Annotated in this window: 28 protein-coding genes; 14 read left to right on the forward strand and 14 right to left on the reverse strand. The window is 70.9% G+C overall.

Features of this window, described 5'->3' with window-relative positions:
• Together ACFZDK_RS13160 and ACFZDK_RS13165 are read left to right on the forward strand one after the other, a co-directional pair.
• Positions 1-937: tetratricopeptide repeat protein (locus tag ACFZDK_RS13160; protein WP_390972094.1), on the forward strand; the 937-nt coding region annotated here is incomplete at its 5' end.
• 159 nt (positions 938-1,096) lie between these two features.
• Positions 1,097-2,899, forward strand: a complete 1,803-nt coding sequence (locus ACFZDK_RS13165) for a 5'-nucleotidase C-terminal domain-containing protein (RefSeq protein ID WP_390972095.1) — start codon at positions 1,097-1,099, stop codon at positions 2,897-2,899.
• Between the two features lie 481 nt (positions 2,900-3,380).
• On the opposite strand, the gene ACFZDK_RS13170 is transcribed toward ACFZDK_RS13165, so the two are convergent.
• Positions 3,381-4,238 (reverse strand): LysR family transcriptional regulator, encoded by an 858-nt coding sequence (locus tag ACFZDK_RS13170; protein ID WP_390972096.1) that lies wholly within the window; start codon positions 4,236-4,238, stop codon positions 3,381-3,383.
• A 104-nt stretch (positions 4,239-4,342) separates the two neighbouring features.
• Here ACFZDK_RS13170 and ACFZDK_RS13175 point away from each other — a divergent pair, with 104 nt between their 5' ends.
• A complete protein-coding gene (locus ACFZDK_RS13175) occupies positions 4,343-5,068 on the forward strand; it encodes an SDR family NAD(P)-dependent oxidoreductase (RefSeq protein WP_390972097.1) in 726 nt (241 codons plus the stop codon).
• Between the two features lies 1 nt (position 5,069).
• Here the strand turns inward: ACFZDK_RS13175 and ACFZDK_RS13180 are convergent, their stop codons facing one another.
• The 3 genes from ACFZDK_RS13180 to ACFZDK_RS13190 form a co-directional block, all read right to left on the reverse strand.
• Complete coding sequence (locus ACFZDK_RS13180; RefSeq protein WP_390972098.1) at positions 5,070-5,573, reverse strand: DUF3291 domain-containing protein; 504 nt, start codon at positions 5,571-5,573, stop codon at positions 5,070-5,072.
• Between the two features lie 31 nt (positions 5,574-5,604).
• A complete protein-coding gene (locus tag ACFZDK_RS13185) occupies positions 5,605-6,270 on the reverse strand; it encodes a helix-turn-helix domain-containing protein (RefSeq protein WP_390972099.1) in 666 nt (221 codons plus the stop codon).
• Between the two features lie 67 nt (positions 6,271-6,337).
• Complete coding sequence (locus ACFZDK_RS13190) at positions 6,338-6,544, reverse strand: hypothetical protein (RefSeq protein WP_390972100.1); 207 nt, start codon at positions 6,542-6,544, stop codon at positions 6,338-6,340.
• A gap of 207 nt (positions 6,545-6,751) precedes the next feature.
• Between ACFZDK_RS13190 and ACFZDK_RS13195 the strand changes: the two genes are divergently transcribed.
• Complete coding sequence (locus ACFZDK_RS13195) at positions 6,752-7,123, forward strand: hypothetical protein (protein ID WP_390972101.1); 372 nt, start codon at positions 6,752-6,754, stop codon at positions 7,121-7,123.
• On the opposite strand, the gene ACFZDK_RS13200 is transcribed toward ACFZDK_RS13195, so the two are convergent.
• Both ACFZDK_RS13200 and ACFZDK_RS13205 read right to left on the reverse strand, forming a co-directional pair.
• Complete coding sequence (locus ACFZDK_RS13200; RefSeq protein ID WP_390972102.1) at positions 7,120-7,365, reverse strand: DUF397 domain-containing protein; 246 nt, start codon at positions 7,363-7,365, stop codon at positions 7,120-7,122. The genes ACFZDK_RS13195 and ACFZDK_RS13200 overlap by 4 nt on opposite strands.
• Positions 7,362-8,207 carry a Scr1 family TA system antitoxin-like transcriptional regulator gene (locus ACFZDK_RS13205; protein WP_390972103.1) on the reverse strand — a complete coding sequence of 282 codons (846 nt, stop codon included), beginning with the start codon at positions 8,205-8,207 and terminating at the stop codon, positions 7,362-7,364. Before ACFZDK_RS13205 ends, ACFZDK_RS13200 begins: the two co-directional genes overlap by 4 nt.
• Before the next feature lie 115 nt (positions 8,208-8,322).
• Here ACFZDK_RS13205 and ACFZDK_RS13210 point away from each other — a divergent pair, with 115 nt between their 5' ends.
• The 4 genes from ACFZDK_RS13210 (at position 8,323) to ACFZDK_RS13225 (ending at position 10,006) form a co-directional block, all read left to right on the forward strand.
• Positions 8,323-8,730, forward strand: a complete 408-nt coding sequence (locus ACFZDK_RS13210) for a hypothetical protein (RefSeq protein ID WP_390972104.1) — start codon at positions 8,323-8,325, stop codon at positions 8,728-8,730.
• Positions 8,731-9,041: 311 nt separating this feature from the next.
• Positions 9,042-9,215: a hypothetical protein gene (locus tag ACFZDK_RS13215; RefSeq protein ID WP_390972105.1), complete on the forward strand. Its 174-nt coding sequence runs from the start codon at positions 9,042-9,044 to the stop codon at positions 9,213-9,215.
• A 75-nt stretch (positions 9,216-9,290) separates the two neighbouring features.
• Positions 9,291-9,557, forward strand: a complete 267-nt coding sequence (locus tag ACFZDK_RS13220; protein ID WP_351956492.1) for a hypothetical protein — start codon at positions 9,291-9,293, stop codon at positions 9,555-9,557.
• Positions 9,554-10,006 (forward strand): hypothetical protein, encoded by a 453-nt coding sequence (locus ACFZDK_RS13225; protein ID WP_390972106.1) that lies wholly within the window; start codon positions 9,554-9,556, stop codon positions 10,004-10,006. Before ACFZDK_RS13220 ends, ACFZDK_RS13225 begins: the two co-directional genes overlap by 4 nt.
• Before the next feature lie 9 nt (positions 10,007-10,015).
• On the opposite strand, the gene ACFZDK_RS13230 is transcribed toward ACFZDK_RS13225, so the two are convergent.
• The 4 genes from ACFZDK_RS13230 to ACFZDK_RS13245 all read right to left on the reverse strand — a co-directional run bounded on the left by ACFZDK_RS13230 (position 10,016) and on the right by ACFZDK_RS13245 (position 15,430).
• Positions 10,016-10,666, reverse strand: a complete 651-nt coding sequence (locus ACFZDK_RS13230) for a hypothetical protein (RefSeq protein ID WP_390972107.1) — start codon at positions 10,664-10,666, stop codon at positions 10,016-10,018.
• A 76-nt stretch (positions 10,667-10,742) separates the two neighbouring features.
• Complete coding sequence (locus ACFZDK_RS13235) at positions 10,743-13,211, reverse strand: glycosyltransferase (protein ID WP_390972108.1); 2,469 nt, start codon at positions 13,209-13,211, stop codon at positions 10,743-10,745.
• Entirely contained in the window at positions 13,208-13,909 is a 702-nt protein-coding gene (locus ACFZDK_RS13240) for a GntR family transcriptional regulator (protein ID WP_390972109.1), read from the reverse strand. Before ACFZDK_RS13240 ends, ACFZDK_RS13235 begins: the two co-directional genes overlap by 4 nt.
• Before the next feature lie 165 nt (positions 13,910-14,074).
• The gene (locus tag ACFZDK_RS13245; RefSeq protein ID WP_390972110.1) at positions 14,075-15,430 is read right to left on the reverse strand and encodes an aminotransferase class III-fold pyridoxal phosphate-dependent enzyme; all 1,356 of its coding nucleotides are present in this window, start codon (positions 15,428-15,430) and stop codon (positions 14,075-14,077) included.
• A 224-nt stretch (positions 15,431-15,654) separates the two neighbouring features.
• Here ACFZDK_RS13245 and ACFZDK_RS13250 point away from each other — a divergent pair, with 224 nt between their 5' ends.
• Positions 15,655-17,445 carry a protein kinase gene (locus tag ACFZDK_RS13250; RefSeq protein WP_390972111.1) on the forward strand — a complete coding sequence of 597 codons (1,791 nt, stop codon included), beginning with the start codon at positions 15,655-15,657 and terminating at the stop codon, positions 17,443-17,445.
• Between the two features lie 134 nt (positions 17,446-17,579).
• The gene (locus ACFZDK_RS13255) at positions 17,580-19,109 is read left to right on the forward strand and encodes a substrate-binding domain-containing protein (protein WP_390972112.1); all 1,530 of its coding nucleotides are present in this window, start codon (positions 17,580-17,582) and stop codon (positions 19,107-19,109) included.
• A 4-nt stretch (positions 19,110-19,113) separates the two neighbouring features.
• On the opposite strand, the gene ACFZDK_RS13260 is transcribed toward ACFZDK_RS13255, so the two are convergent.
• From ACFZDK_RS13260 to ACFZDK_RS13270, 3 genes are read right to left on the reverse strand one after another with little or no spacing between them, the layout of a single operon-like run.
• Entirely contained in the window at positions 19,114-20,139 is a 1,026-nt protein-coding gene (locus ACFZDK_RS13260; protein ID WP_390972113.1) for a Gfo/Idh/MocA family oxidoreductase, read from the reverse strand.
• A gap of 48 nt (positions 20,140-20,187) precedes the next feature.
• Positions 20,188-21,183, reverse strand: coding sequence for a Gfo/Idh/MocA family oxidoreductase (locus tag ACFZDK_RS13265; protein ID WP_390972114.1), 996 nt, complete (start codon positions 21,181-21,183; stop codon positions 20,188-20,190).
• Positions 21,180-22,334 carry a Gfo/Idh/MocA family oxidoreductase gene (locus tag ACFZDK_RS13270; RefSeq protein ID WP_390972115.1) on the reverse strand — a complete coding sequence of 385 codons (1,155 nt, stop codon included), beginning with the start codon at positions 22,332-22,334 and terminating at the stop codon, positions 21,180-21,182. The genes ACFZDK_RS13265 and ACFZDK_RS13270 overlap by 4 nt, the downstream gene beginning before the upstream one ends.
• 121 nt (positions 22,335-22,455) lie before the next feature.
• Here ACFZDK_RS13270 and ACFZDK_RS13275 point away from each other — a divergent pair, with 121 nt between their 5' ends.
• Complete coding sequence (locus ACFZDK_RS13275; RefSeq protein ID WP_390972116.1) at positions 22,456-23,460, forward strand: substrate-binding domain-containing protein; 1,005 nt, start codon at positions 22,456-22,458, stop codon at positions 23,458-23,460.
• A 96-nt stretch (positions 23,461-23,556) separates the two neighbouring features.
• On the opposite strand, the gene ACFZDK_RS13280 is transcribed toward ACFZDK_RS13275, so the two are convergent.
• Complete coding sequence (locus ACFZDK_RS13280; RefSeq protein ID WP_390972117.1) at positions 23,557-24,312, reverse strand: SLATT domain-containing protein; 756 nt, start codon at positions 24,310-24,312, stop codon at positions 23,557-23,559.
• Positions 24,313-24,594: 282 nt separating this feature from the next.
• Here ACFZDK_RS13280 and ACFZDK_RS13285 point away from each other — a divergent pair, with 282 nt between their 5' ends.
• The 3 genes from ACFZDK_RS13285 to ACFZDK_RS13295 all read left to right on the forward strand — a co-directional run bounded on the left by ACFZDK_RS13285 (position 24,595) and on the right by ACFZDK_RS13295 (position 26,321).
• The gene (locus tag ACFZDK_RS13285; RefSeq protein WP_390972118.1) at positions 24,595-24,939 is read left to right on the forward strand and encodes a YbaB/EbfC family nucleoid-associated protein; all 345 of its coding nucleotides are present in this window, start codon (positions 24,595-24,597) and stop codon (positions 24,937-24,939) included.
• Positions 24,940-25,066: 127 nt separating this feature from the next.
• A complete protein-coding gene (gene recR / locus ACFZDK_RS13290) occupies positions 25,067-25,666 on the forward strand; it encodes a recombination mediator RecR (protein WP_046732256.1) in 600 nt (199 codons plus the stop codon).
• Positions 25,659-26,321 carry a DUF5063 domain-containing protein gene (locus tag ACFZDK_RS13295; protein WP_390972119.1) on the forward strand — a complete coding sequence of 221 codons (663 nt, stop codon included), beginning with the start codon at positions 25,659-25,661 and terminating at the stop codon, positions 26,319-26,321. Before recR ends, ACFZDK_RS13295 begins: the two co-directional genes overlap by 8 nt.
• The last annotated feature ends 38 nt before the right edge of the window (positions 26,322-26,359 follow it).

The raw sequence follows: 26,359 nt of genomic DNA on the forward strand, positions 1-26,359 counted from the left end.
GTACCGACTCATGGGGCGTTATGAGGAGGCCCTGCCGGACTTCGATCGTGCCATCGAGTTGGATGGCACCTATGCCTGGGCCTTTGCCGAGCGTGCCGAAACCCATCGCCTCACGGGCCGCCACACCGAAGCTCTGGCCGACTTCGACCGCTCGATCGACCTCGACGACAGCGACGCGTGGTCCCTCGCCAGTCGTGGCCAGACCCACCAGGCTCTCGGGCATCTCGACGAGGCTGTCGCGGACTTCGACCGCGCACTGGTACTAGCCCCCGAAATGCCATGGGCCGTCGTCAGCCGTGGGCAGGTCCACGACGGACTGCAGCACTACGCTGAAGCACTCGCCGACTTCGACCGCGCAGTCGAACTCATCCCGAGGGATCCCTGGACTCTCACCTGCCGTGGAAGGCATCACCACCGCCGGGGGCGCCGCAGTGAAGCTCTGGCCGACTTCGACCGTGCCATCGAGCTGGACGACACCTACACCTGGGCCATCGCGGGACGCGCGATGACGTGTCTCACGCTGCGTCGTTACGACGAGGCCCTCATCGGCTACTCCCGTGCCCTCGAACTCCATCCGAACGAAGCCTGGTACCACTTCGGATGCGCGGTCGCTCTGCGGCTTCTGGGCAGGCCGGGAGAGGACGCGCGGTGGTCACGGGCCGTGGAGATCCTTTCCCGCGACGCGACCGACGACGGGCTCAGGACGACGTACCCTCGGGGGAATCTCCTCGTGGTCCGCTGCGCGATGGGCGACACGCAGGAGGTGGCGTGGGAGTTGGAGCGTTTCCTTGCGGACGGCCCCGACGCACCGCGCATCCGGGAGGCGCTGAACGACCTGTCGGACCTCCAGGAGGCACGGGCCGTGGAGCCGAGTCTGCTTCAGCCGCTCTGCCGTCGTCTGGAAGCCGTGCACGAGGAGCTGACCTCGACGGGCTGATCACGAATTGGTGAACAGGCATCGACCATGCCCATCCTTGACTTGGACATGGCTATTTCCTGGTTTCCGTCGAGGCCGGGAGGCGACCACGATCTACGCGAGTAGTCCCGCACGGTACCCATGTCTACACGCGTCATGTCAGCCTCCCAGGAGCCTCGTATGCCCGTCAGTCCCATGAACAGACGCGAGTTCGTGAAGAAGTCCGCCGTCACAGGCGCGGCTGTCGCCGCCGCAGGTACCGTGGCCGCGGCTCCCGCCGAGGCCGCCACCAGGAAGCCCGACTGCAAGCCGCGTACCTGGTCGTTCTCCGTCCTGGGCACCACCGACCTGCACAGCCACGTCTTCAACTGGGACTACTACACCAACGCCGCGCCCAAGGACTCCAAGGGCAACACGTACGGCGTCGCCCGGATCGCCACCCTGGTGAAGAACATCCGCAAGGAGAAGGGCGAGGACCGGGTCCTGCTCGTCGACGCCGGCGACATCATCCAGGGCACGTCCCTCGCGGCCTACTACGCGAACGTCGACCCCATCACCAAGGGCGTCAAGCACCCCATGGCGATCGCCATGAACGAGATGCGCTACGACGCCGCCGCCCTCGGCAACCACGAGTTCAACTACGGCGTGGAACTGCTGCGCACCTTCGAGAAGCAGTGTCACTTCCCGCTGCTCGGCGCCAACGCCCTGGACGCGAAGACGCTGAAGCCCGCGTTCCCGCCCTACACCGTCAAGCGGATCAAGGTGCCCGGCGCCCCGGACATCAAGGTCGGCATCCTCGGCCTCACCAACCCGGGCATCGCCCTGTGGGACAAGGACAACGTCTCCGGCAAGCTGGTCTTCCCGGGCCTGGTCGAGCAGGCGAAGAAGTACGTGCCCCGCCTGCGCGCCCTCGGCTGTGACGTCGTCTTCCTCACCGACCACTCCGGTCTGGACGGCTCGACGTCGTGGGGCGACGAACTCCCGTACGTCGAGAACGCCTCCAACCTGGTCGCCGAGCAGGTCCCCGGCATCGACGCGATCCTCGTCGGCCACACCCACGTCGACGTCCCCACCTACACCGTGAAGAACGAGGAGACCGGCGAGGACGTCCTGCTGTCCGAGCCGTACTGCTACGGCTACCGCCTCTCCGTCTTCGACTTCGAGCTGGAGCTGGAGCACGGCTGCTGGAAGGTCACCGGCAAGACCGCCACCACCCTGAACAGCAACACGGTCGACGAGGACCCGCGGATCACCGAACTCCTCACCGCCGACCACCAGGCGGTCGTCACGTACGTCAACACCGCGATCGGCACCAGCACCCAGGCGATGTCGACGGCGGAGGCCTGCTGGAAGGACGTCCCCGCCATCGACTTCATCCAGCAGGTCCAGATGGACGCGGTGAAGGCGGGCCTGTCGGCGGCGGACGCCGCGCTCCCGCTGATCTCGGTGGCCGCGTGCTTCAGCCGCACCGCCACCATCCCGGCCGGTGACGTGACGATCCGCGACGTCGCGGGCCTCTACGTCTACGAGAACACCCTCTACGGCAAGAAGCTCACCGGCGCCCAGCTCAAGGACTACCTGGAGTACGCGGCCAAGTACTACCACCAGGTCCCGTCCGGCACGGCGGTGGACACCGCCACCCTCACCAACGCCAACAGCTTCTGGGACTACATGTACGACATGGCGGCCGGCGTCGACTACGAGATCGACATCGCGGCCGCCGAGGGCTCGCGCATCAAGAACCTCAGCTACAACGGCACCGCGGTCGCCGACGACCAGGTCTTCGTCGTCGCCGTCAACAACTACCGCGCCAACGGCGGCAGCGGCTACCCGCACATCGCCGCGGCCGAGACCGCCTACAGCTCCACCAACCAGGTCCGCGACCTGATGATCGCCTACGCCACGGCGAAGGGCACGATCGACCCGGCGGCCTTCGCGGCCGTCAACTGGAAGCTGACGCAGGACGGTACGCCGGTGTTCTGACGGTCGCTTGCTGCCGTTTCGTGGCGGTCCCACCTCGTGTGGGGCCGCCATTTTTTGTTGCGCGACAAGTGGAACCCATCAATTCACCCAGCGAATTAAGCGCGATCTGTGAAACCTGAAAACTGTGAATCCTGAAGAATTTCAGATGTAATCCGAAACCGCAATTTTGTTGGTACTGTCCCGGGCGTCACAGCAGGCCAACGGGTGCCTCCCGTATGGCAGATGCGTCATTTCCATGCCGTGCCTCCACCATGCCGTAATAAGGAGTGCTCGTGAGCAGAGACAGAACTCGCCAGGTATGCAACCGACGTACTTGGCGGGGTGTGGCCGGGGCTGCCACCGCTATTGTGCTGGTCGGCTGCAGATTCGCCGTCGCCAATGCGTCGACCGAATCGGCGCAGAAAACGGGCGTAGGCGTCCAGCGTCCGGTCCACAAGGACGCCAAGGGTGTCGCGTCCGTTCTCCGTCCGGTGTGGGATGTTCAGGACGGGCAGAGCCGCGTGGCGGCCTGGACCAGCCCGGCGACCGCGCGGGAGCGGCTGTGCGGCGGCCACGCGATGACGGTCGTGACCGCCGGCGCGTCCAGCACCGGCACGGTGGTGACATCCTCGCGCAGCTGGGTCCGGGCGGACTCCGGCACCACACAGCAGGCGCGGCCCAGCGCGATCAGCTGGTACAGCTGGGCCTGATCCCGGACCTCGGGACCGGGCCCGTCCGGGTACGTGCCGTCCCGGCGCCGCCAGCGCGCCAGGGGGAGACCGGCCAGTTCGGCGGCCTCGGCCGTCCGCACCGGCCCGCCGGCGGTGAGCGGATGCCCGGCCGGCAGCACCAACACCTGCCTCTCCGCCAGGAGTTCCTCGGTGTCGAAGCCGGCCGTGCTGTCGAACGGCAGATGCAGCAGCGCCACGTCGGCCCGGCCGTCGCGCAGCATGCGTTCCTGCTCGCCGATCCCGCACAGCAGCAGATCGACGGCGACCGAGTCGGGTTCGGCGGCATAGGCGTCGAGCAGCTTCGCCAGCAGCTCGCTGGACGCGCCCGCCTTCGTGGCGAGCACCACGCCCGCCTGGCCGCTCGCCGCGAGCGCCGCCCGCCGGGTGCGCTGCTCGGCGGCGGCCACCGCGTCCAGCGCCGCCCGCGCCTCCCGCAGCAGCACCGAACCGGCCTCCGTCAGGACGACCGCCCGGCTGGTGCGTTCCAGCAGCGTCGCCCCCAGCCGCCGCTCCAGCAGTCTGATCGCCCGCGACAGCGGCGGCTGCGCCATCCCGAGCCGCTCAGCCGCCTTCCCGAAGTGCAGCTCCTCGGCGACGGCCACGAAGTACCGCAGTTCCCGCGTCTCCACGCCTCCCATGCTACCGACCTGACCGGGATCGATACCCGTGCGGTATCGATTCCCACCCGATCGGTGTTGGCCCCTGCGGCCCGGCCCCGGACAGGATCGGTGACATGAGCGAACAGAAGACCGCGCTGGTCACCGGCGCGAACAAGGGCATCGGATACGAGATCGCGGCCGGCCTCGGCGCGCTCGGCTGGAGCGTCGGCATCGGGGCCCGGGACGCGGAGCGCCGCGAGGCCGCCGTGGCGAAACTGCGGGCGGGCGGCGCCGACGCGTTCGGCGTCCCCCTCGACGTCACCGACGACGCGAGCGTGACGGCCGCGGCCCGGCTGATCGAGGACCACGCGGGACGCCTCGACGCCCTCGTCAACAACGCCGGGATCACCGGCAGCGCGGCACAGACGCCGACCACCGCCGACCTCGACACGGTACGGGCCGCCGTCGAGACCAACGTCATCGGCGTCATCCGCGTCACCAACGCGATGCTGCCGCTGCTGCGCCGCGCCGCGTCCCCCCGGATCGTCAACGTCTCCAGCAGCGTCGGCTCCCTCACCCGCCAGAGCACGCCCGGCGCCGAAGTGGGCCCGATCGCCGTCGCCTACTCACCGTCCAAGACCTTCCTCAACGGCGTCACCGTCCAGTACGCCAGGGAACTCCAGGACACGAACATCCTGATCAACCTCGCCTGCCCCGGCTACTGCGCGACCGACCTCAACGGCTTCCGAGGCCACCGCACCCCCGAACAGGGCGCGGCGACCGCGATCCGCCTCGCCACCCTGCCCGACGACGGCCCGACCGGCCGCTTCTTCGACGACGACGGGGAGGTGCCCTGGTGACTCACGCGCCGGCGTGACCGAGGGAGGCGGCCCAGGGGGTGGGGGATCCGGCGTCCTGCGGCGGGTGGATCTCACGGAAGGTGAACGCGAGCGGTCCGGGGCCGTGTGCGCGCACCATCGCGACCCGCTCCAACGCCTCCTCCAGGCTCGGGAGATGGCCGGCCGGGATCCACCACAGGGCCTGGTGCAGCTCGGTCTTGCGCCGGAACCACTCGCGGCGGCGGCTCAGTACGCGCAGATGGTCGGAGCGGTAGGTGAAGTTCCGCAGGGCCTCGACCGACTCCCAGACCGAGCAGTTGATCAGGAGCAGGTCGTCTTCCTCGTCGGGGCGGACGCCGGTCGCGTCCTCGCCCCCGTCGTCGACCATGCGCCACACGAACCCGGGGCTGCGGTCGGCGAGCGTGTTGATCTCGGGCTGCAGCGCGACGAAGTCGGCCGACTCGGGGGCGTCCAGTGGGGCGATCAGGCGCCCGACGTTGACCTGTGCGAGATGAAAGCCAGTCATGGGCCCAGCATGGCCCGGCCCATCTCTATAGTCAATGACTCTTGCTTTTAGAGAGTGCCACACAGCACCCGCCGGGACACGGATCCATCGCCGGGGCCCACTGCCCGGACGCCAGGCCCTCGATCAGCGCCAGGTTCATCCCGCAGACCAGGGCGGGGAACTCCTCGGCGAGCATGTGGAAGGGGCAGTTGCGCAGCCGCAGCGTCCCGCCCTCCCAGAAGGGCTGGTAGCCGCGGTCGCGCAACACCTCGACCAGGTCGTCGGCGCCCGCGCCCGGATCCGCCGCCCCCGCGGCCCTCGCCGCGGCCTGCAGTTCCCGGTCCAGGCCGGCGCTCTCCACCACCTCGGCGAGCAGCCTGCCCGCCGCGTCGTAGGACCGGGGCGGGACGGACACGGTGTGCTCGCCCTCGGCCCGCCGGTACACCTTCGCGGGCCGCCCCGCCCCCGGACCGGTACGCCCGGACAGCCGCCGGAAGGACACGGCCAGCAGCCCCGCCTCCACGAGCTTGTCCAGGTGGAAGGCGGCCAGCGACCGCGAGACCCCGGCCGCCTCCGCGGCCGCGTCCCGCCCCACCTCGCCGGGGTCGGCGGCGACATGCCGATAGAGCCGACGGCGCACGGGATCACCCAGCACGCCCAGCACCGCGAACGCGGAATCGGCGGAATCGGCGGAGTTTGCGGCATCTTCAGCGGTCATGCGCACATTCTATAACCAACGGAGGTACTCGAAACAGCTCGCCCAGGGCGCCACACCCCGCTCGGGGTCAGGAGCCGCCGTCGCCCAGGATGGTGGTGTCCTGGCCCGAGCGCTTCCCGCTCTTCAGCAGCCCGGGGGCGACCGCACCGGCCAGCAGCGTCACCGTCGCCACCCCCCGCACCCAGCGGGGGCCGCCCCGCGCGGCCCAGAAGACGCACACGCAGCCGCCGATGACGGCGAGGAGGAGAAGGACGAGGGCGGCGAGCACGGTCATGGCGTGGTTCCTCTCGGACGGCGGATCGGCGCAGGCGTTGCTCGCCGTGTGACCTCCACCATGCCGTCCGGCCGCCGGCCGCGCCTGAGCCCCCGTACTCATCTCCCCTGACCGGATCCCCAGTTGCCGCCGGGGCGGAGCCCTGCTCACCCCGGTCGAGCAGCCGTACTCGGGCGGGGACGAGCGGGCGGCGCCGATATTAGCGACATGAACGTTCCGCCGCCGCCCCCGTACCCGCCGTCGTACGGTCCCGGGTTCCCGCCGCCGCGCCCGGTGGTCTTCGCCGTCGTGGCCGGACTGCTGCTCGCGGTCGCCGTCGCCGTCAACGGGCTGCTGTTTTTCGGCATGGCCTTCGCCGGTGACAGCTGCGGCACCTCGGCCGGAACAGCGTGGTTCTGCGACGACTCCGGCGGGTGGATGCTCGTGGCGATGTCCGGACCGACGGCCGCGCTGGCCGCCGCGGTGATCACGGTCGTGCTCGGGACGGTGCGGGACCGGCGGCCGTGGACCGCCCTGGCCCTGGGCGTGCTCGCCTACGCGGCCGGCCCGGCGCTCGCCCTGTTCACCGTCTTCGGTTAGCGCGCCGCTCCCAGGAAGGCGGCCCAGGAGGTGGGGGAGACGGTGAGGTGGGGGCCGCCGGGGCCTGTCTTGGAGTCGCGGATGTGGATGGCTTGGGGGCAGGGGGATATTTCGAGGCAGTCGCCGCCGCCGCTGTCGCTGTAGGAGGACTTGCGCCAGGTGTAGGCGGTCTCGACGCAGTTGCCGCCCCCGTCGTCGCTGTAGCTGGACTTGAACCACCGAAGGGTGCCGGTGCCGGTCATCGCTTCTCTCCTGCCAACCGTTCGATGAGGCTCACCGAGTCGTCGGTACTCAGGGCCTGTGCGCGGATCTTCGCATAGCGGTGGGCGAGTTGGGACACTTCCTCCGGCTCGCTGACCAGGATGCCCTGGTCCTCGATCTCCATGTAGACGACGTGCTCGTGGTCCGCGGTCACCACCATCTTCATGGGGCCGCGAGCACCGGCGTACGAGCCCCGCAACCCCCGCTCCATCGGCAGCACTTGCAGACACACATTGTCCCGCCCCGCGTCCTCGACGAGCGAGAGCAGTTGTCCGCGCAGTACCTCCCAGGAGCCGAACGGCCGCCGCAGCACGCTCTCTTCCAGGATCAGCTCGATCATCGGCGCCGGTTCCCGCTTGAACAGCGCCCGACGGGCCAGCCGTGCCTCGACCAGCTCCTCCCGCTTCTGCTCGGAGACCGGGGGAAATCCGCCGCCGATCAGCGCCCGTGCGTAGTCCTCGGTCTGGAACAGGCCGTCGACCACGTGCGTCTCGTACGACGAGATCGTCACCGCCCCGGCCTCCAGCTCCGAGAAGCCCCGGAACCGGGCGGGGTACTTCTCCAGCAGCATCCACTTGCGGGCCTTCTCGAAGACCCCCATCCCGTTGCCGATGGCCTCCTCCAGCGCCACCAGCATCTTGTCGCTGGCGGGCTGCGCGCATGTCTCCATCGCGCTGATCGCGGACGCCGTGTAGCCGGTCCGCCTCCCCAACTCCTCCTGAGTCAGCTCCTGTTGCTCACGCAGTGCCTTCGCCAGGGCGGCCACCATCTGTGCCGTACCGCCCGCCTCCGCCTTGTTCTCAGTCCGTGCCATTGCGGTCACCCCCGAACTCAACCGAACTCAACCGGTCACAACCACCGGGCCCCGAATTCCCAGAGTTTGTGGCTCTTGACTCCGAGTTATGGCGACCGTAGCCGCAGGTGCCGACACTGATTCCATGAACACGCGAAATGACCCTTCAAACCTCGGCTGGCTCCCGGCCGCCGGTGTTCAACTCCGCAAAGCGGGCGTCCAGTTCGATGCCGTTCGTGTGGACGACGGGGAATGGGGGCGGCGGCTCGCCGACCGGCTCGCGGAGATGACCGGGGGTGACCCGGGACCGGTGATCGAGGTCGCCAGCGGGCGGCGGTGCGTGTACTTCCTCGTCCCGGCCGGGAGCACGGACCACCTGCCCTGGCCTGCGGAGGTGACCAGGCTGACCGCCGTCCCGGCCCGGGTGTCGTACATCCCGATCCCCGCGCTGGACGACATGACCTGGCCGCTGTCGTGGCGCTACCGGCCGACCTGTCCCGACCGTTTCGTACACACGCGGCTGCTGCGGACCGCGCTTCACTCGCCGGAGTGAAAAGCGTCAACAAGCGGACAGGAAAAAGGGATTCCGGCTTGCGCGTGGCGCTTTGCGTGGCCCTAAAGTCGCGATCAACAGATTGCCCCCGCGATGCGCCAACATCCGGGGGCTCGACACGAGGAGCAAGACCTCCAGTGCGCGTTCATCGTACGGCGCCCCTGCGCGCCTTCGCAGCCCTCGCCAACTCCCTTTCCCGGGACCGACGTCTGTCCTGGGGTGCGGTAGGCGTACTGGCGTACCTCTTGTGTCTTCCGAACGGCTGCTGGGTCACGGAACGGGTCATCGCCGAGCGGCGCCGGGAAGGGTGCATGTCGGTCGTCGCCTCCCTGCGTGAGCTGGAGGAACGCCGGTATCTGCGGCGGGTGGTCCGGCGGGATCCGGTGACTCGGCAGTACTCGACGGTCTGCGAGGTGTTCGAGAGGCCGTACGAATTCCAGGCGCCTTCGGGTGAATTGCAAAAAGTTCACCAGGTGGCGGCCTAGAAACCAGAGAAAGGAACGTCGATGACTGTCACACTCGTACGCCCTGAGGTGGTATACCGCGAGTATACTGTGCTCATGGCTGACACCACGATCAAGGTCGACCCCGCCGTCCGCGACCGCCTTCAGGAGCTCGCCCGGGAACGCGGCATGAGCATGCGGGACTTCGTGGCGGAGCTGGCCGGGGCCACGCCCACCAAGGAAGAGCTGCGCAAGCGGTACGAGGAGACCAGGGCGTACGTCGAGGAGCACTTCCTCGGCAGGCCCTACACGGAGGAGGACGAGAAGGCCGGCGAAAAGCTGTGGGCCGACATCGAGTCCGGACGGATCGGGGAGGTCCAGTGACGGGGGAGGAGCAGCGGTATCCGCTGCCGCGTGCCGTGATCTTCGACGACACGGCGGCCCTGGCGCTCGGTGCCGGGAACAGCATGGCCTCCCGGCTCGTCGTCGAGGCCGAGAAGGACCCCGCGCTGCGCGTCTACATCCCGGCGGTGAGCCTTGCCGCCGCCGAGCGGGAGCGGGCAGGTGTCGCCGAGCACGTCGGCGCCTTGCCCTCCGTCAACATCGAAGGGCTGGACTTCGCGGCGGCCACCGCGGTGGGCAAGCGACTGCGGGCCGCGAAGGGCGAGTCGGACGAGTCCGGCAAGGACGAGGCCGACTGGAGCGGCGCCCATGTGCTGCACCTCGCCCTGCCGACCGTCGAGTGGCCGCGCGGCCGGCCCGTGCTGACCAGGACCCCGATGCGGTACCGGGGCACGGGCATCCGCACCATCCGCGTCGTCGAGCAGAACTGACCCCGCCCGTCAGCTGAAGACGATCATCGACCCCTGTGCCAGGCTCCGCGTCGCGGCCGCGTGCAGGCCCAGCCAGACGTGGCGTTCGCGGGCGAAGGGGCTCGGGTCGTAGGGGGCCGGGACGGCCGGTTCCTCGAGGTCGGTGGGGGCGGCGGGGGGCTGCGGCGGGGCCGGGGGGTTGGCCGGGTCGATGCCGATGGAGGGGGCGACGTACTCCAGCTCGCGCAGCAGGGCGTGGGAGGAGCCCAGGGGGCCACCGCTGGCGAGGAGTTCGTCGCTGGAGAGCGGGTGCGGGAAGTCGACGGGGACGTAGGCGCCCGCGTGGTCGTAGTGCCAGACCAGGTGCGACTGCTGGGCCGTCGACTCGAACATCTCCAGGAGCTGCTCGTAGTCGCCGCCGAGGTCGTCCACGGGGGAGACGGGCAGGCCGCAGACCTGGAGCAGGTAGGCGCGGCGGAGGAAGTGGAGCGCGTCGTAGTCGAAGCCGGCCACGGGGGCGACCTCGCCGGACAGGCCCGGCATGTACTGGTACACCGGCACCGGCGGCAGCCCGGCCTCGGCGAGCACCTTGTTGTATTGCGCGAGTTCCTCGGCGAACGGATTGTCGGGGGTGTGGCACAACACGTCGACCAGCGGTACCAGCCAGAGGTCACAGGCCAAAGAGGGCTCCTCGTATCAGCGCGTTCACGGTCGGTGCGGCTAGGTGGTCAGGGAAGAGTAATCGGTGCGGAGCCGGTCAGCTCCCCTCGTGCAGGTCCCATACCCAGACCCCACCGGTCCACTTACCGGGTTTTCCGGTCAGTGCCTCGACGGCCTGCCGGAGTTTGTCGTCGTTGGGTTGCGGGGCGACCACCAGGACGCCTGCCTTCCAGTAGGCGAAGTCCTTCTTCGCCTGGGCCCGCCAGTTCTTGCCGATCACCGGGATCTTCCCGGAGTAGCGGACGTCCCGCAGCATGTCGGAGGTGAAGCGCGGGACGGCACCGTAGATCCCGGCGCGATCCTCGCCGTAGGGGCCGTTGAAGTATCCGCCGGGGAGCTTGAAGCCGAGACCGGCCGCTGTCTGCCAGTGCAGGGCCTCGGCGGCGCCGGGGTCGGGGAGCGGGACCGGGACGAGGGACTCGCCCCTGCCCACGTACGACTTCCACATCCCGCTGCTGATGAACTCCGGGACCGGCGCCCGGGGCGCGGACTTCAGCGGGGCGGGCAGGATCGGCAGCAGCGCGAGCGCGACGGCGAGCAGACCGAAGTACAGGGTGCCGATACGACGGACGGCCAGCACCTTCTCCAGGGCGAGCGCGAGCAGCAGGCCCAGCGCGGGCGCGCAGATCATCGCCACCCGGCCCTCGATCACCGACTCGAAGAGCGGGAACTTGCGGACGGCCGCCCAGGGCCCGGGGTACACCGTGTCCGTCAGCGGGATGCGGATCTCCGGGCCCATCGACAGCACCGCGGCGGCCACCGAGGTGAACGCCAGCGCCTTGACCAGCGGCCGCTGCCACAGTCGTACGACGATCGCGAAGGCCAGCAGGACCAGCGGCCAGCCGTAGAAGGCGTTCTGCTCGGTGGGGTTGAGGGAGAGTTCGTTGGCGCGGCCCGCGTCCCCGAAGAGCATCGAGCGTTCGGAGAAGGCGAGCAGGGAGAGCGGGCTGTTTCCGGCGTTGTCGCCGTGCAGGACGCCGTGGTAGCTCTGCGGGCCGCTGAACTGCCAGTAGAGGGGGAAGGCGACGAGCGGGAGGCAGACCGCGCCGGCCAGCAGCAGTCCCTTGCCGAGCGGACGCCAGGCCTCCTTCGCCACCTGCGGTCGTACGGCCGCGTAGGCGACGGCGAACAGCACCATCCCCAGCGCGGCCAGCAGGAACGGCTCCTCGCCGAGGAACACCTGGTACGCCGCCATCACCCCGAGCACGATCCCGTCCCGCCGGACCCGCTCGCCGGTCGCGAGGCGCAGGGCGCGGTCGATGATCAGCGGGATCATGAACAGGATCACGAAGTTGGGGTGCGCGTTGGCGTGGCTGACCATCGGCGGCGCGAAGGCCGCGAGGGCCGCGCCGACGAAGGCCGCGCCCCGGTGCCGTACCACCCGCTTCACGATCAGCCAGTACCAGGCGACGGCGGTCGCGGCGAGCCCCAGCGCCATGCAGACGCTCAGCGAGACCGCGGGACCCGCCAGGAGCGTCAGCGGCGCGAAGGGGACGGAGACGCCCAGCATGACCGTGTTGGCCATCAGGTTGACGCCGTCGGGGAAGCCCTGGAGGTCGGAGAAGAGCGGGTTGCGGAAGTGCGCGAGGTTGTCCGCGGTCACCGCGAAGAACCACTCCCACTGGTTCTGGTCCTGGAGGGAGTCGACGAGATAGCGGTGGCCGGGGTCGAAGAAGCGGCCCGAGTAGAGGGCGACGGAGAGGGCCAGGAAGAGGACGGCGACCAGGAGGTCGGCCGGGCGCAGCCGGAGCAGCCGGAGCAGGGCCAGGTCGGCGAGGACCCTCGGATAGGCCAGCGGGCCGACCTTCGAGCCGGGCTGGTGGCTCCAGCGGACCGGGACCTCGGCGATCGGGAGGCCGCCTCGATGCAGGTGCTGGAGGACCTCGACATCGATGCCCCAGCCGTCCAGCCGGGAGTCGGCGAAGGCCTCGCGGGCCTTCTCGCCGTCGAAGAGCTTGAAACCGCACTGGGTGTCCCGCAGCCCGGGCACGGCGGTCGCGCGTATCAGCAGGTTCCCGGCGCGGCCCAGCAACTCGCGCAGCCGGTGCTGGTGGTGGGCTATCTCCGAGCCCGGCACCGCGCGCGAACCGATCGCCGCCGCGTTGCCCTCGCTGAGCGCCTTGTCGAGCCGCTCCAGTTCCTCTATGGGCGCCGCGAGATCGGCGTCGGTGACCAGCACGCGGCTGCCGCCGGTCGCGGCGACCCCGAGCCGCAGGGCGTTGCCCTTGCCCCGGTTGCGGTCGGCGGCGACCAGCCGGACGCGCGGGTGCCCTAAGGCGGCCACCTCGCGCGTCCCGTCGGTCGAGCCGTCGTCGGAGACGATGACCTCCCACGACCCGAACCGGCTCTCGTTGTCCGTGAGATAGCGGGTGACGGCGTCGAGCGTGGGCCCGAGCCGCTTCTCCTCGTTGTACGCCGGGATGACGACGGAGAGATCGACGGGCTCCCTGTTCTCCCCGTTCTCCCCGTTCTCCCTGTTTTCCGTGGACCCGGTGGGCGCGGTCATCCGTTCTTCTCCGCCAGTCGCTCGATCAGGGCGAGGGAGTGCGTGTTGTACGCGGCGACGATCCCCCGGGCGGCCTCGGTGTCCCGGCGGGACAGCGCGTCGACCAACTCGGTGTGCCGGGACCACAGATACCCGCGTAGATCGGGCAGCCGGCGCAGATGCTGCACCGCGCACACCCAGGACTGCACGCGCAGCCGGTGCAGGAAGTCGGCGAGGTAGGGGTTGCCGAACAGGGCCGACAGCTCGCGCCAGAAGCGGAGGTCGTAGCCGATGAGGATGGTGAGGTCGCCGGCGGTCGCGGCGCGCTGCGCCTCCTCGCCGCGCCGGCGGACCCCCGCCAGGGCGGCCGCGGCCCGCGGCTCCTCGGGGTCCTTGAAGGCGGGGTGCAGGCCGTCGGCGAGGGCCTGGAACATGCCGTCGGTGACCAGGCTGCGGGCCTCGATCATGCCCCGGTAGTCGCTGAGCGTGTACTCCGGGACGCGGAAGCCGCGGTGCTGGTCGGCGTCGAGGATGCCCTGCGCGGACAGGTCGACCAGGGCCTCGCGGACCGGGGTGGCGGAGACCCCGTACTGCTCGGCGATCTCCTTGACCGTGAACTCCCGGCCCGGCTGCAGCCGCCCGGCGAGCACCTCGTCACGGAGCGCGTCCGCGATCTGCTGGCGCAGGGTACTGCGGGTCACAGCGCCGTTGCCGGGCATCGTCGGGTGCCTCTCCTCACGCGTACGGGTGACGTGCTCGCTTACATGTACATCTACGAGCACGCCACCTTACGCGTTCGGGTTCCGGGTGTACTCCTTCCGTACGTTCCGTACCCGTCAAGAGCCGGCCGTGGGTCCGCTGTGCGGCGGCTGAGCGCCCCGGCCCTACACCGTGTACTCGTCGGCCACGCTCAGTGCCGCGTCCAGCGCCGCGAACCCCTCCTTGAGCTCCGCCTCGCTGACGTTGCACGGCGGCACGACATGCGTGCGGTTCATGTTCACGAACGGCCACAGACCGTGCTGCTTCGCGGCGGCGCCGAACGCGGCCATCGGCGCGTTGGCCTCGCCGGCCGCGTTGTACGGCACCAGCGGCTCCCGGGTCTCCCGGTTCCTCACCAGGTCGAGCGCCCAGAACATGCCGGTGCCGCGCACCTCGCCGACGCTGGGGTGCCGCTCGGCGAGCGCCGCGAGCGCGGGTCCGACGACGTCCGCGCCCAGTCGCCGGGCGTTCTCGACGACCCCTTCCTCCTCCATCACGTTGATCGTCGCGACGGCGGCGGCGCAGGCCAGCGGATGCCCGGAGTAGGTCAGCCCGCCCGGGTAGGGCCGCCTGCCGAAGGTCGCGGCGATCTCCTGGCTGATGGCGACCCCGCCGAGCGGCACATACCCGCTGTTCACGCCCTTGGCGAAGGTCATCAGGTCGGGTACGACCCCGAACAGGTCGGCCGCGAACCACTCGCCGGTCCGCCCGAACCCGGCCATGACCTCGTCGAGGACGAAGACGATCCCGTACTTGTCGCAGATCTCCCGCACGCCGGCCAGGTATCCGGCCGGCGGCACCATGATCCCGGCGGTCCCGGGGATGCTCTCCAGCACGATCGCCGCGACCGTCGCCGGCCCCTCGAACGCGATCGTGGTCTCCAGGTGCTCCAGCGCCCGCGCCGCCTCCTGCTCCTCCGTCTCCGCGTAGAAGCGGGAGCGGTAGAGGAAGGGTGCCCAGAAGTGCACCACACCGGCGGCGGCACTGTCGGAGGCCCAGCGGCGGGGGTCGCCGGTGAGGTTGATCGCCTGCTGGGTACCGCCGTGGTACGACCGGTACGCCGACAGCACCTTCGCCCGCCCCGTGTGCAGCCGCGCCATCCGCACCGCATGCTCGACGGCGTCCGCGCCCCCGTTGGTGAAGAAGATCTTGTCCAGATCACCGGGCGTCCGCTCCGCGATCAGCCGCGCCGCCTGCGACCGCGCCTCCACCGCGAACGCGGGCGCGAACGTCGTCATCCGCCCCGCCTGCTCCTGGATCGCGGCGACCACCTTCGGATGCTGGTACCCGATGTTCGTGAACACGAGCCCACTGGTGAAGTCCAGGTACCGCCTGCCGTCGTAGTCCCAGAAATACGACCCTTCGGCACCGGCCACCGCCGGCGGGTCGATCAGGTCCTGCGCGGACCACGAATGAAACACATGCGCACGATCGTCCGCCTTGACGACGGCTCCGGCCTGGGGGTGGGGCTGAGGGGTCATGGCGGGGAGCGTAGGAGCGTCCGGCACCCGCGCGATATCGGCGACATGTTCCGTGGTCGGGGGGATTCCACGACAGGTTGTCCACAGCCCGTGGATACGCCGGAGCGCCCGCCTCCTGCTGCCGGACACCTGTTACGCAACCGTAGACACCGCGTCGCCCGGCTCGCGGAACCGCCGCATTATTCTCGGCTCGATCACAAGTGTGAGTGAGGGGCGGATCTGCCATGGAGAAGCTGGGGCCGGGGGATCCGCAGCACATCGGGGGGTACCGGCTGCTCGCGCGGCTGGGTGCGGGTGGGATGGGGCGGGTGTATCTCGCCCGGTCGGAGCGCGGTCGTACGGTCGCCGTGAAGCTGGTGCGGGCGGAGATCGCCGCGCACGAGGAGTTCCGGGAACGCTTCCGGCAGGAGGTCCGCAACGCCCAGCGGGTCGGCGGGTTCTGGACCGCGCCCGTCCTCGACGCCGACACCGAGGCCGCCGTGCCCTGGGTGGCCACCGGCTATGTCGCCGGACCGAGCCTCCAGCGCGTCGTCGAGCATGATCACGGCCCGCTGCCCGAGCGGTCGGTGCACATCCTCGCCGCCGGGCTGGCGCACGCGCTCTCCAACATCCACGCGGCCGGCATCGTCCACCGCGACCTCAAGCCGTCCAACGTGATGCTGACGATAGAGGGCCCCCGGGTCATCGACTTCGGGATCGCCCGGGCGCTGGAGACCCTGCCCGGCGAGGGGCTCACCCGCACCGGCTCGCTCGTCGGCTCGCCGGGCTTCATGGCCCCCGAGCAGGTGCGCGGCGACCGGATCACCCCGGCCTGCGACGTCTTCTGCCTCGGCTCCGTGCTCGCCTACGCGGCCACCGGCCGGCTCCCCTTCGGCACCACCGAGGCCGGTGAACACGCCCAGATGTTCCGCATCGTCCAGGAGGACCCCGACCTCTCCGGCCTCCCCGAGGGCATCGCCGACGTGGTCCGCGACTGCCTTCGCAAGGACCCCGCCACCCGCCCGTCCCTCGACGCCATCCTGGCCCGCACGGGAGCGGGAGAAACCGTGTGGGAGGGCCGGTCGAAGGATCCCTGGCTGCCGGGGGCGCTGGTGGCCCAACTGGGCCGCCACGCGGTCGAACTCCTTGAGGTGGAGGATCCGACCTTTCACGGAGCCAAGGCGACCGATCCATGGGCGCCAGGGGCAGCCGACCCAGGGGCGCGGGGCAGTGCTGGATCTGCGGCTGCCGCTGCGGGGGCGCGACCAGCCACGAACCACCCGCACCCGACCCTCAAGCCCCCGTCCCCCGAACACGCCCCCGCCCACCCGGCCTACGGCTACCCGAACCAGCCCCACCAGCATCCGCAGCCCCAGCAGGAGTACAACCCCTACACCGACCCGACCGTCCCCCCGCACTCCACCCGGATCTACACCCCGCCGCCCCCGCCCCCGTACGACCCCACCCCCGCCGGCGGATCGGGCCGCACCCCCCGCTCCACCGCTCTCCTCGTCGCCGTCGCCCTGATCGTGATGCTGGCGGCCGGCGGCACCGTGTACGCGCTCATGAACAACGGCGGTGACGCGAAGGCCGCCGACAAGCCCGCCCCTTCCCGGTCGGTCACCGACCCGACGTCCTCCGCGGAATCGACGCCGACCCGGTCGTCCTCCCCGTCGGCCTCCCCGAAGGGCACCGGCACCGTCCCCGCCGCCTTCCTCGGTACCTGGGCCACCGCGATAGACAACTCCACCGGCCACAACACCCGCGAACTGACCATCCGGCAGGGCGCGGTGGGCGACACGGTGCTCTCGCTCGTCGCCGACGGGCCCGGCTACCACTGCGAGTTCACCGCGAAGCTCGCCGAGAAGCCCGGCTCCGGCGGGCCGTTGGAGATAGGGCCGTCCAAGGTCACGACCGGCGAACCCCGCTCCTCCTGCTCCGCCGGCGAGGCCACCGAGGTGAGCCTGCTCGCGGACGGCAGGCTGAAGCGGGTGAAGAAGGACGGCGGCGAGAGCCTGACGTACAGCAAGGAGTGAACTCCCGGGCCGGGCCGGGTAGTTGAACGTTCGGCGAACAACGGTTCGCGCGACCGATATGTCCCTTCGCGTCACTTCCCCGGCCCTTACGGTGGCCCCACCATTCGACTCCGGGGAGTGGCGGGGGCGCCCACATGGAGTGGCTGAGCACGGAGAACATCGTGGCCGTCGGCACCGCGGTGCTCGGCATCGTCGCGTCGGCGGGCATCTTCTGGTACGAGCGCCGGGTCCCGCGCCGCAAACGCATCGGCTACCGCGTGCAGATGGACAACCCGATCGGCGACGACATCCGTTCGGGACGCTTCGGCAGACGTCTGGGCCTGTTCGACGAGGCCCCGGACATGGCCGACGCCACCCTCGTCCTGATCCGGATCGAGAACGACGGCTCCCAGGGCATCGGCCGCGACGACTACACCAGCCCCGAACTGCACGGTCTCACCGCGGTGTTCACCGACCGCATCATCCGGGGCGTCTCGGTCACCCAGCCGACCGACAGCGACCACCTCATGCCGCACTTCACCCCGGAGCGCGGCTTCGGCTACGCGGGCAACACCCTGCGCATCCCGCGCGTCCCGCTCAACCACGGCGAGCACTTCAAACTGCTCGTGCTGCTGTCCGGCGGCGACGTGGGCCGGGAGATCAGACTCATCGGCGGCCTGCACGACGGCGAGGTGCACCCCAACCGCAGCGCCACCCCGGACGACGCCACCCCGCTGTTCAGCCGGGCCTCCCGGCTGATCACCATCATGCTGACGGTCAGTGTCCTCACCCTCGCCACGATCGTCGTGGCCCGCGACGACAACCCGCCGCCGATCGGCTGTGCCAAGGGTTCGCTGCGGGTCATCGGCTCGACCGCCTTCGCCCCGGTGATGGCGGACGCGGCGAAGAAGTACGAGAAGCAGTGCGAGGGTTCCTCGATCACCGTCGACGCGCACGGCTCCACGGCCGGGATCAGGGACCTGCAGAACGCCGGGGCGGCCTGGAAGAAGGCGGGCTCCCCGTCGGCGCTGGCCATGTCCGACGGCCCCAAGCCCACCGACATGCCCGAACTCCACGAGAACCGGGTCGCGTTGGTGGTCTTCGCGCTCGTCGTGAACGACGACGTGAAGCTGACGGACCTCTCCACCGCCGACGTACGACGGCTGTACCGGGGCGAGATCACCGACTGGAAGCAGCTGGGCGGCCCGGACCTGCCGGTGCTGCTGGTCAGCCGGGACGCCAACTCCGGTACCCGGCAGGTCTTCCAGCGCCGGGTGCTGAAGCGCGGCGAGATCGCCAACTCCTCCGTCGACTGCGTGCACAAGGACGACCCGACGGCCAAGGTGATCCGCTGCGAGCTGGACTCCACCGACCAGGTGCTGTCGGAGGTGGCCCAGCTGAAGGGCGCCGTCGGCTACGCCGAGCTGAACGTGGCGGCCGGGGCGAAGGGCCTGCACGTTCTCTCCCTGGACCACGAGGCCCCGTCCGTGGAGGCGATCGAGCGCGGTGTCAGCGCGTACCCCTACCGCGAGGTCGAGTACGCGTACACCTACGGCCAGCCCGCCGCCGACACCCTGGCGTCCAGCTTCCTGGCGTACGTCGAGAGGGGGAGCGGCCAGGACGTGATCCGCAGTCACGGGCACGTGCCCTGCGTCACCTCCGTGGGGAACAGACTCTGCGGCTGATCCCCTACGGGGGGAACTCGATACCGCACGCCCGGCGGATTTTGTCCATCGTGCGGAGCGTGCCGACCGACGCCTCCAGCGGCCGGAGCGGGGACTCCCGCAGGCCCTCCGCCACGCACCGTGCCACCTCCGCCGCCTCGAAGTGCAGGCCGTCGTGCGCGCTGCGCGGCTCCGTGTACGTCAGGGTCGTACCGCCGCCCGAGGGGGTGAGGACGACGTCGCCGGGCTGGTAGAAGGGGCCCGGCAGGGTGAGGGTGGCGCGGCTGCCGGCGAGGGTCGCGGTGGTCGGGGTGTCGCTGAGGACGGTGGTGTGGACGACGGCCTGGTTGCCGTCGCCGTCGCGGAGGACGGCGGAGAGCTGGCCGTTGACCCCGGCGGCCGGGTGCGGCTGCCCGGTGGCGAGGATCTCGGCCGGCTCGCCGAGCACCCAGGTGGCGAGGGAGACGGGGTAGGTGCCGAGGTCCAGGAGCGGGCCGCCGGCGAGGTCGGCGCGCAGGATGCGGTGGCCGGGGGCGAAGTGCTCACCGTGGTCGGCCAGCACGGTGTGGATGTCGCCGAGGGCACCGGAGTCGAGGATCTGCCGGACCACGTCGAACCGGGGCAGGAAGAAGCTCCAGAGCGCCTCGGCGCAGAACAGGCCCCGTGCGGTGGCCAGTTGGGCGAGTTCGGCGGCCTGGGCCGCGTCCAGGGCCAGCGGCTTCTCGACGAGGGTGTGCTTGCCGGCCTCCAGCGCCAGCCGGGCGCAGGCGAGATGGGCGGTGTGTTCGGTCGCCACGTAGACGACGTCGACGTCCGGCGCGGCGACCAGTTCCTCGTACGAGCCGTAGGAACCCGGGATGCCGTGCCGCCCGGCGAAGTCGCGGGCACGGCCCGCGTCCCGGGAGGCGACGGCGGTGAACCGCTGGCGGGTGTGGCGCCGCACCGAGCCGACGAACCGCTCCGCGATCCACCCGGTCCCGAGCACGCCCCAGCGCAGGGCGGGCGCCGCCATGGGGTCGGGGGTGCGGGGCGCGGGCAGGGCGGATGGCATGGAGGCCGCGGATGTCGTGGATGTCGACGGTGTCCTGGATGTCGTCACTCAGCCCACCTCCGGGACTCGGACCGGGGTCGTGCGGCCGTCTGCGTGCATGGACGCGATGACCGCCTCGGCCACCGCGGAGGCCACCAGCCCGTCGTGGGCGGTGGCCAGCGGCGTCGGCCGGCCCTCGGCTACGGCGTCGGTCCAGGCCTGCAGCTCCAGGCGGTAGGCGTCGGCGAACCGGGGCCGCCAGTCGGCCGGATAACCGGTGGCGCGGGTCCGGGCGGTGTCGGAGACCAGCCGGGCCGGGTCGGTCAGCGCCAGCGTGCCGTGCTCGCCGACGACCTCGCAGCGGACGTCGTAGCCGTAGCCGGCGTTGAGGAAGGTCTCGACGGTGGTCAGCGCGCCGTCGGCGGTGCGCAGCAGCATCAGCTGGGGGTCGCGGAGGGTCGTCGCCGCCGGGGTGGGGCGGGCCGCGTGCCAGCTCACCTCCACCACCGGGGAGTCCAGCAGCCAGGGCACGGTGTCGAACTCGTGGATCGCCGACCCGGTGACACTGAACTCGTCGGTGGCGCCGGGCGCGGAGGTCACCCCCCGGCTCACACAGTGCACGAGGAGGGGGACCCCGGCCGTACCGGCGGCGAGGGCGGCCCTGAGGTCGGCGTACCCCGGGTCGAAGCGGCGCATGAAGCCGAGCGAGACCAGGTCCGCGGCGCGGTCCTCCCGGAGGACCCGTACGCACTCCGCGGTCGTCGGCGCCAGCGGCTTCTCGCACATCACCGGCTTGCCCGCGCGGACGGCGGCGATCGCGAGGTCCGCGTGCGTGCTGTCGTGGGAGGCGATGACGACGGCGTCGACGGCGGGGTCGGCGATGAGCGCGTACGGATCGGCGCCGGACCGCGCGCCCGGCACCCCGGCGGCCACCTCCGCCGCCCGCCCCGCGTCGAGGTCGGCGACATGCGCGACCTCGGCGCCCGAGACCCAGCGGTGCAGCGTGTTCACGTGGTCGGCGCCCATGTTCCCGGCGCCGACGACCCCGACCCGCACGGCACTCATCCGAGGCTCACCCATGTCCCCTGCGCGGCGGAGCGGCTCATCGCGTCGAGGGCGGTGGCGCTGTGCACGGCGTCGTCGAGGGTCGCGCCGTACGCGGTGCCCTCGGCGATCGACCGGAGGAAGGCGTGGGCCTCGATCACCTTGAGGTCGTCGTAGCCCATGGCGTTGGCCGCGCCGGGCTGGAAGGCGCCGTACTCGCCGTGGCCGGGGCCGACGAAGACGGTGCTGACGGGCTGGTCCTGGTAGGAGGTGCCGCGGCTGACACCGAGCTCGCCCATCCGCCGGTAGTCCCAGAAGACCGCGCCCCTGGTGCCGTGCACCTCGAAGCCGTAGTTGTTCTGCTCGCCGACCGAGACCCGGCAGGCCTCCAGCACACCGCGCGCGCCGGAGGCGAAGCGCAGCAGGCAGCTGACGTAGTCCTCGTTCTCGACCGGGCCCAGCTCGCCGCCGGTGGCCAGGGTGTGGCCGGCGGTGGCGCCGGTGGGGCGGGCGCGCTGCGGGATGAAGACGGCGGTGTCGGCGGCGAGCGCGGCGATGTCGCCGAGCAGGAAGCGGGCCAGGTCGACGCCGTGCGAGGCGAGGTCGCCCAGCACCCCGCCCCCGCCGCGGGCACGCTCGTAGCGCCAGGTCAGGGCGCCGTCCGGGTGGGCCGCGTAGTCGCTGAAGAGGCGGACGCGGACATGGGTGACCGTGCCGAGCTCGCCGGAGGCGATCAGCTCGCGGGCGTGGACGACGGCGGGCGCGTTGCGGTAGTTGAACCCGACGGTGCTCCGCACACCGGCCGCGGCCACGGCGTCCGCGACGGCCCGGGCGTCCTCGGCCGTCAGCCCGACCGGCTTCTCGATCCAGATGTGCTTGCCGGCCTCGGCCATCGCCACGCCGATCTCGCGGTGCAGGAAGTTCGGCGCGGTGATGCTGACGGCCTGGACCCGGGGGTCCTTGACGACCTCGCGCCAGTCCCGGGCGGTGGACGCGAACCCGAACTGGGCGGCGGCCTCCTCGGCCCGCCCCGGCACCTCCTCGGCGACGGCCACCAGCTCCGGCCGTACGGACAGCTGCGGGAAGTGGTGCGGAATCCGCTGGTAGGCCTGGGTGTGCACCCGCCCCATCCAGCCGAATCCGACGACGGCGACGCCGAGCGTGCTCACCATGGGCTGCCCTTCTTTGGACCGTTCCAGAGACTGCCCGCTCACGATGCGGGGCGGCTTGTGCAGGTGTCAAGACATTCGGCCGTCTTTACAAAGCCGGAGGGGGTATGGAACGGTCCAGGGCATGAACGCTCCGACCATCCGTGACGTCGCCGCGCGCGCCGGGGTGTCGAAGTCGCTGGTCTCCCTGGTGCTGCGGGGTGCGGACGGGGTCCGCGAGGACAAGCGCCGGGCGGTCCTGGCCGCCGTCGAGGAACTCGGCTACCGGCCCAACGCGGCCGCCCGCAGCCTCAGCGAGCGCCGCACCCGCACGGTCGGCGTCCTCCTGAACGACCTGCGCAACCCCTGGTTCGTGGAGCTCCTCGACGGCCTGAACCGGCGGCTGTCCGACAGCGGGCTGCGGATGCTGCTGGCCGACGGCCACCTGAACCGGCGCCTCGGCGCGGACCTCACCCACACGTTCACGGAGCTGCGCGTGGACGGCCTGATCGCGGTCGGCACGCTGCCGGACCCCGGGATGCTGAGCACGGCGGCCGGCCGGATCCCCACGGTCGTGGCGGGCACCAGGGAGCCCGTCCTGCCCGCCGTGGACATCGTCGCGAACGACGACGAGCTGGGCGCCCGTCTCGCCACCGAGCACCTCATCGCACTCGGCCACCGGGACATCGCGCACATCGCCGGGCAGGGCGCGGTCGGCGAACTGCGCCGGCGCAGCTTCGAGGCGACGATGCGGGCGCACGGGCTGGCCGGTTCGGCGGTGGTGGAACAGGGCGACCTGACGGAGGAGGGCGGCTACCGGGCGACGGTCCGCCTGCTGAGCCGTCCCCGCCGCCCGACGGCGGTCTTCGCGGTCAACGACGTGACCTGCGTCGGCGCGCTCTCGGCGGCCGAGGAGACCGGGCTCACCGTTCCCCGGGACCTGTCCCTGGTCGGCTACGACAACACGTATCTGTCCCGGCTGCGGCACCTGTGGCTGACGACCGTGGACAACGGGAGCGAGGAGGTGGGGCGGCGGGCGGCCCAACGGCTCCTGGAGCGGATCGCGGAGCCGTTGCGGGCGGCCGAGGTGGATCTGGTGACGCCGTTCCTGGAGGTACGGGGGACGACGGGACCGCCGTCGGGCGGGTGAGCGCCGTGTGTCGTCCGCAGGCCGGATGTGGCTGCGAGCAACCACAGCGCACCCGCAGCCACCCGACAACGCGCACCCCCCTCACCTCGGCCCCCCTCACCTGGGCTCCGGTGGCCGCTGCCTAGGCATGTTCGGCCGTGCCCCGTTGGTGTTGCCCGGCGGCGGCGGGAAGCGTCCGGTCAGATGTCCCGCGTCCGCGCGCGAGCCGGCCGCCACCGTCGCCTGGATGCCCAGCGGAGCCGACCCCGTGCGGAACTCCACCATCCAGTCGGCCGTCTCGGTGCGGACCAGTTCGGTCACGTCCTCCGAGAACCGCCGCAGCACCGCCAGGCACCGCTCCGCGGCCTCGCTCGCCGTCCCCTCGGCGGGACCCAGCACCTCCCGGACGCTCTCCGAGGCCCAGTCGAACTGGAGCACCTGGAGCCGCCGCTGCACGGCCTGCGCGGTCGCCATGTCCCTTATCCAGCCGGACGTCACCCCGAAGAACCGGTCGACGCCGATGCAGGCCACCGCCGTCAGCAGCGCCAGATACCCCCAGGGCGCCACCCCGCCGACCACCCCGGTGAGATCGAGGAGCGGCAGCGCCGCCCCGAGCGTCGCGCCCACCGCCGCCCCGGACCGCAGCGCCCGCGCGCCCCGCCGCTTCCACACCCGGTCCGCCAGGTACCACGCGGCGGTCTCCAGCGCCCCGCGCTCCACCCACCGGTACAGCTCGTCGAGCCGCTCGGCCGGCTCGCCCCAGTCCCCGAGCGGGAACGCCCGCCCGGTCAGATCACCCGGCCGCAGTCCGGCCGCGCCCTCGCCCCGCCCGTCCTGACGCGGTCCCTCGGGCTGCATCTCCGGCTGACCCACCCGGCACTCCCTACTGATCACAACCGGTCACTTTCCGTGACCTCGGACATGGATTCGGGCATGGTTTCGGCGCGACCATGGCTGCTGACGACGGGAACCCTTCCTACCGCCCAATGGGTGGCGAAGGCTCGGCTTTCGTCTCTTTTCCGCCCAGAAGTGGGCCTTGATCAGGTATAGGGCCCCCGGGATTCTCACTCGAAAGAGTGGCGGGGCGATGGCTGCGTCGACCACGTAGGCTCATGCACAACGGGACAACCGAGAATCGACACCCAGGAGCTGATCGTGATCCCCGGTGGTGGCCAGCCCAATATGCAGCAGCTGCTCCAGCAGGCCCAGAAGATGCAGCAGGACCTGGCACGGGCCCAGGAGGAGCTGGCGAACACGGAGGTCGACGGGCAGGCGGGCGGCGGCCTGGTACGGGCCACCGTGACCGGTTCCGGCGAGCTGCGCGCACTGAAGATCGACCCGAAGGCGGTGGACCCGGAAGACACCGAGACCCTCGCCGACCTGGTCGTCGCGGCCGTGCAGGCGGCCAACCAGAACGCCCAGATGCTCCAGCAGCAGAAGCTGGGTCCCCTGGCGCAGGGTCTGGGCGGCGGCTCGGGCATCCCCGGTCTGCCGTTCTGACCCCGTCGGACCTCGGCTGATCCCGCCGTTCTGATGTTCGTCGCCCGCGCGACACCCGCACCGCCTTCCTAGGACAGGCGGCAGCCAACTACGGTACGTACCGAAAGACTCCAGGAAGGGCAGTCCGTTGTACGAAGGCGTGGTCCAGGACCTCATCGACGAGCTGGGTCGGCTGCCCGGCGTCGGTCCCAAGAGCGCGCAGCGGATCGCCTTCCACATCCTGCAGGCCGAACCGACGGACGTACGGCGTCTCGCCCAGGCCCTTCTGGAAGTGAAGGCGAAGGTCCGCTTCTGCGCGACCTGCGGCAACGTGGCGCAGGAGGAGCTGTGCAACATCTGCCGTGACGCCCGCCGCGACCCGACGGTCATCTGTGTGGTGGAGGAGCCGAAGGACGTCGTCGCGATCGAGCGCACCCGGGAGTTCCGCGGCCGCTACCACGTCCTCGGCGGGGCGATCAGCCCGATCGAGGGGGTGGGCCCCGACGACCTCCGCATAAGGGAGCTGCTCGCCCGCCTGGCGGACGGCACGGTCACCGAACTGATCCTGGCCACGGACCCGAACCTGGAGGGCGAGGCGACGGCCACCTACCTCGCCCGCATGATCAAACCCATGGGCCTGAAGGTCACCCGCCTGGCCAGCGGCCTCCCGGTGGGTGGCGACCTGGAATACGCGGACGAGGTCACCCTCGGCCGCGCCTTCGAGGGGAGACGACTCCTAGATGTCTGACGCCACGCTGCACGCGACCGCGCAGAACCCCGACGACTTCGCGGTCCAGATCGCCGACCAGGTGGAGAGTTTCCTGGTGGCCGTCACGGAGGTGTCGAAAGGCGACGAGCCGGACTCGGCGGTCCCCTTCCTCCTCCTGGAGGTCTCCCAGCTCCTGCTGGCCGGCGGCCGTCTCGGCGCCCACGAGGACATCGTCCCCGACGAGCGCTACGAGCCGGACCTGGGCCCGGAGCCGGACGTCGACCAGCTCCGTGAGAACTTCGCGCGCCTCCTGGAGCCCATCGACGTCTACTCCGAGGTCTTCGACCCGTACGAGCCCCGCAAGGCGCCTGTCCCGGCCCGTCTCTCGGACGACCTCGCCGACATCATCACCGACCTCCGCCACGGCATGGCCCACTACCGCGCGGGCCGCACCACGGAGGCCCTGTGGTGGTGGCAGTTCTCCTACTTCTCCAACTGGGGCCCCACTGCCTCCGCGGTCCTGCGCGCCCTCCAGTCCATCCTCATCCACGTCCGCCTCAACCAGCCCCTGGACGAGCTGGACGGCCTGGACACCGACCAGGACACCATGGGTGACGAGACCCTGGAGTTCGAGGCGGGCCAGGTCATGGAGCAGGAGATCGGCGGACAGCTGGGCATCAAGTCGTCCAACTAGACCGACCGGGCCGACTGACCAGGACGCAGGCGGGCCTC

This window comes from Streptomyces sp. NPDC007901, assembly GCF_042959465.1.
Lineage (GTDB): Bacteria > Actinomycetota > Actinomycetes > Streptomycetales > Streptomycetaceae > Streptomyces.

Excerpts from the sequence above, each read along its gene's own strand:
- ACFZDK_RS13165 (WP_390972095.1), top strand. The coding sequence starts at position 1,097 with ATGCCCGTCAGTCCCATGAACAGACGCGAGTTCGTGAAGAAGTCCGCC.
- ACFZDK_RS13175 (WP_390972097.1), top strand. The coding sequence starts at position 4,343 with ATGAGCGAACAGAAGACCGCGCTGGTCACCGGCGCGAACAAGGGCATC.
- ACFZDK_RS13180 (WP_390972098.1), bottom strand. The coding sequence starts at position 5,573 with ATGACTGGCTTTCATCTCGCACAGGTCAACGTCGGGCGCCTGATCGCC.
- ACFZDK_RS13185 (WP_390972099.1), bottom strand. The coding sequence starts at position 6,270 with ATGACCGCTGAAGATGCCGCAAACTCCGCCGATTCCGCCGATTCCGCG.
- ACFZDK_RS13190 (WP_390972100.1), bottom strand. The coding sequence starts at position 6,544 with ATGACCGTGCTCGCCGCCCTCGTCCTTCTCCTCCTCGCCGTCATCGGC.
- ACFZDK_RS13195 (WP_390972101.1), top strand. The coding sequence starts at position 6,752 with ATGAACGTTCCGCCGCCGCCCCCGTACCCGCCGTCGTACGGTCCCGGG.
- ACFZDK_RS13200 (WP_390972102.1), bottom strand. The coding sequence starts at position 7,365 with ATGACCGGCACCGGCACCCTTCGGTGGTTCAAGTCCAGCTACAGCGAC.
- ACFZDK_RS13210 (WP_390972104.1), top strand. The coding sequence starts at position 8,323 with ATGAACACGCGAAATGACCCTTCAAACCTCGGCTGGCTCCCGGCCGCC.
- ACFZDK_RS13215 (WP_390972105.1), top strand. The coding sequence starts at position 9,042 with ATGTCGGTCGTCGCCTCCCTGCGTGAGCTGGAGGAACGCCGGTATCTG.
- ACFZDK_RS13220 (WP_351956492.1), top strand. The coding sequence starts at position 9,291 with ATGGCTGACACCACGATCAAGGTCGACCCCGCCGTCCGCGACCGCCTT.
- ACFZDK_RS13235 (WP_390972108.1), bottom strand. The coding sequence starts at position 13,211 with ATGACCGCGCCCACCGGGTCCACGGAAAACAGGGAGAACGGGGAGAAC.
- ACFZDK_RS13240 (WP_390972109.1), bottom strand. The coding sequence starts at position 13,909 with ATGCCCGGCAACGGCGCTGTGACCCGCAGTACCCTGCGCCAGCAGATC.
- ACFZDK_RS13245 (WP_390972110.1), bottom strand. The coding sequence starts at position 15,430 with ATGACCCCTCAGCCCCACCCCCAGGCCGGAGCCGTCGTCAAGGCGGAC.
- ACFZDK_RS13250 (WP_390972111.1), top strand. The coding sequence starts at position 15,655 with ATGGAGAAGCTGGGGCCGGGGGATCCGCAGCACATCGGGGGGTACCGG.
- ACFZDK_RS13255 (WP_390972112.1), top strand. The coding sequence starts at position 17,580 with ATGGAGTGGCTGAGCACGGAGAACATCGTGGCCGTCGGCACCGCGGTG.
- ACFZDK_RS13260 (WP_390972113.1), bottom strand. The coding sequence starts at position 20,139 with ATGCCATCCGCCCTGCCCGCGCCCCGCACCCCCGACCCCATGGCGGCG.
- ACFZDK_RS13265 (WP_390972114.1), bottom strand. The coding sequence starts at position 21,183 with ATGAGTGCCGTGCGGGTCGGGGTCGTCGGCGCCGGGAACATGGGCGCC.
- ACFZDK_RS13270 (WP_390972115.1), bottom strand. The coding sequence starts at position 22,334 with ATGGTGAGCACGCTCGGCGTCGCCGTCGTCGGATTCGGCTGGATGGGG.
- ACFZDK_RS13275 (WP_390972116.1), top strand. The coding sequence starts at position 22,456 with ATGAACGCTCCGACCATCCGTGACGTCGCCGCGCGCGCCGGGGTGTCG.
- ACFZDK_RS13295 (WP_390972119.1), top strand. The coding sequence starts at position 25,659 with ATGTCTGACGCCACGCTGCACGCGACCGCGCAGAACCCCGACGACTTC.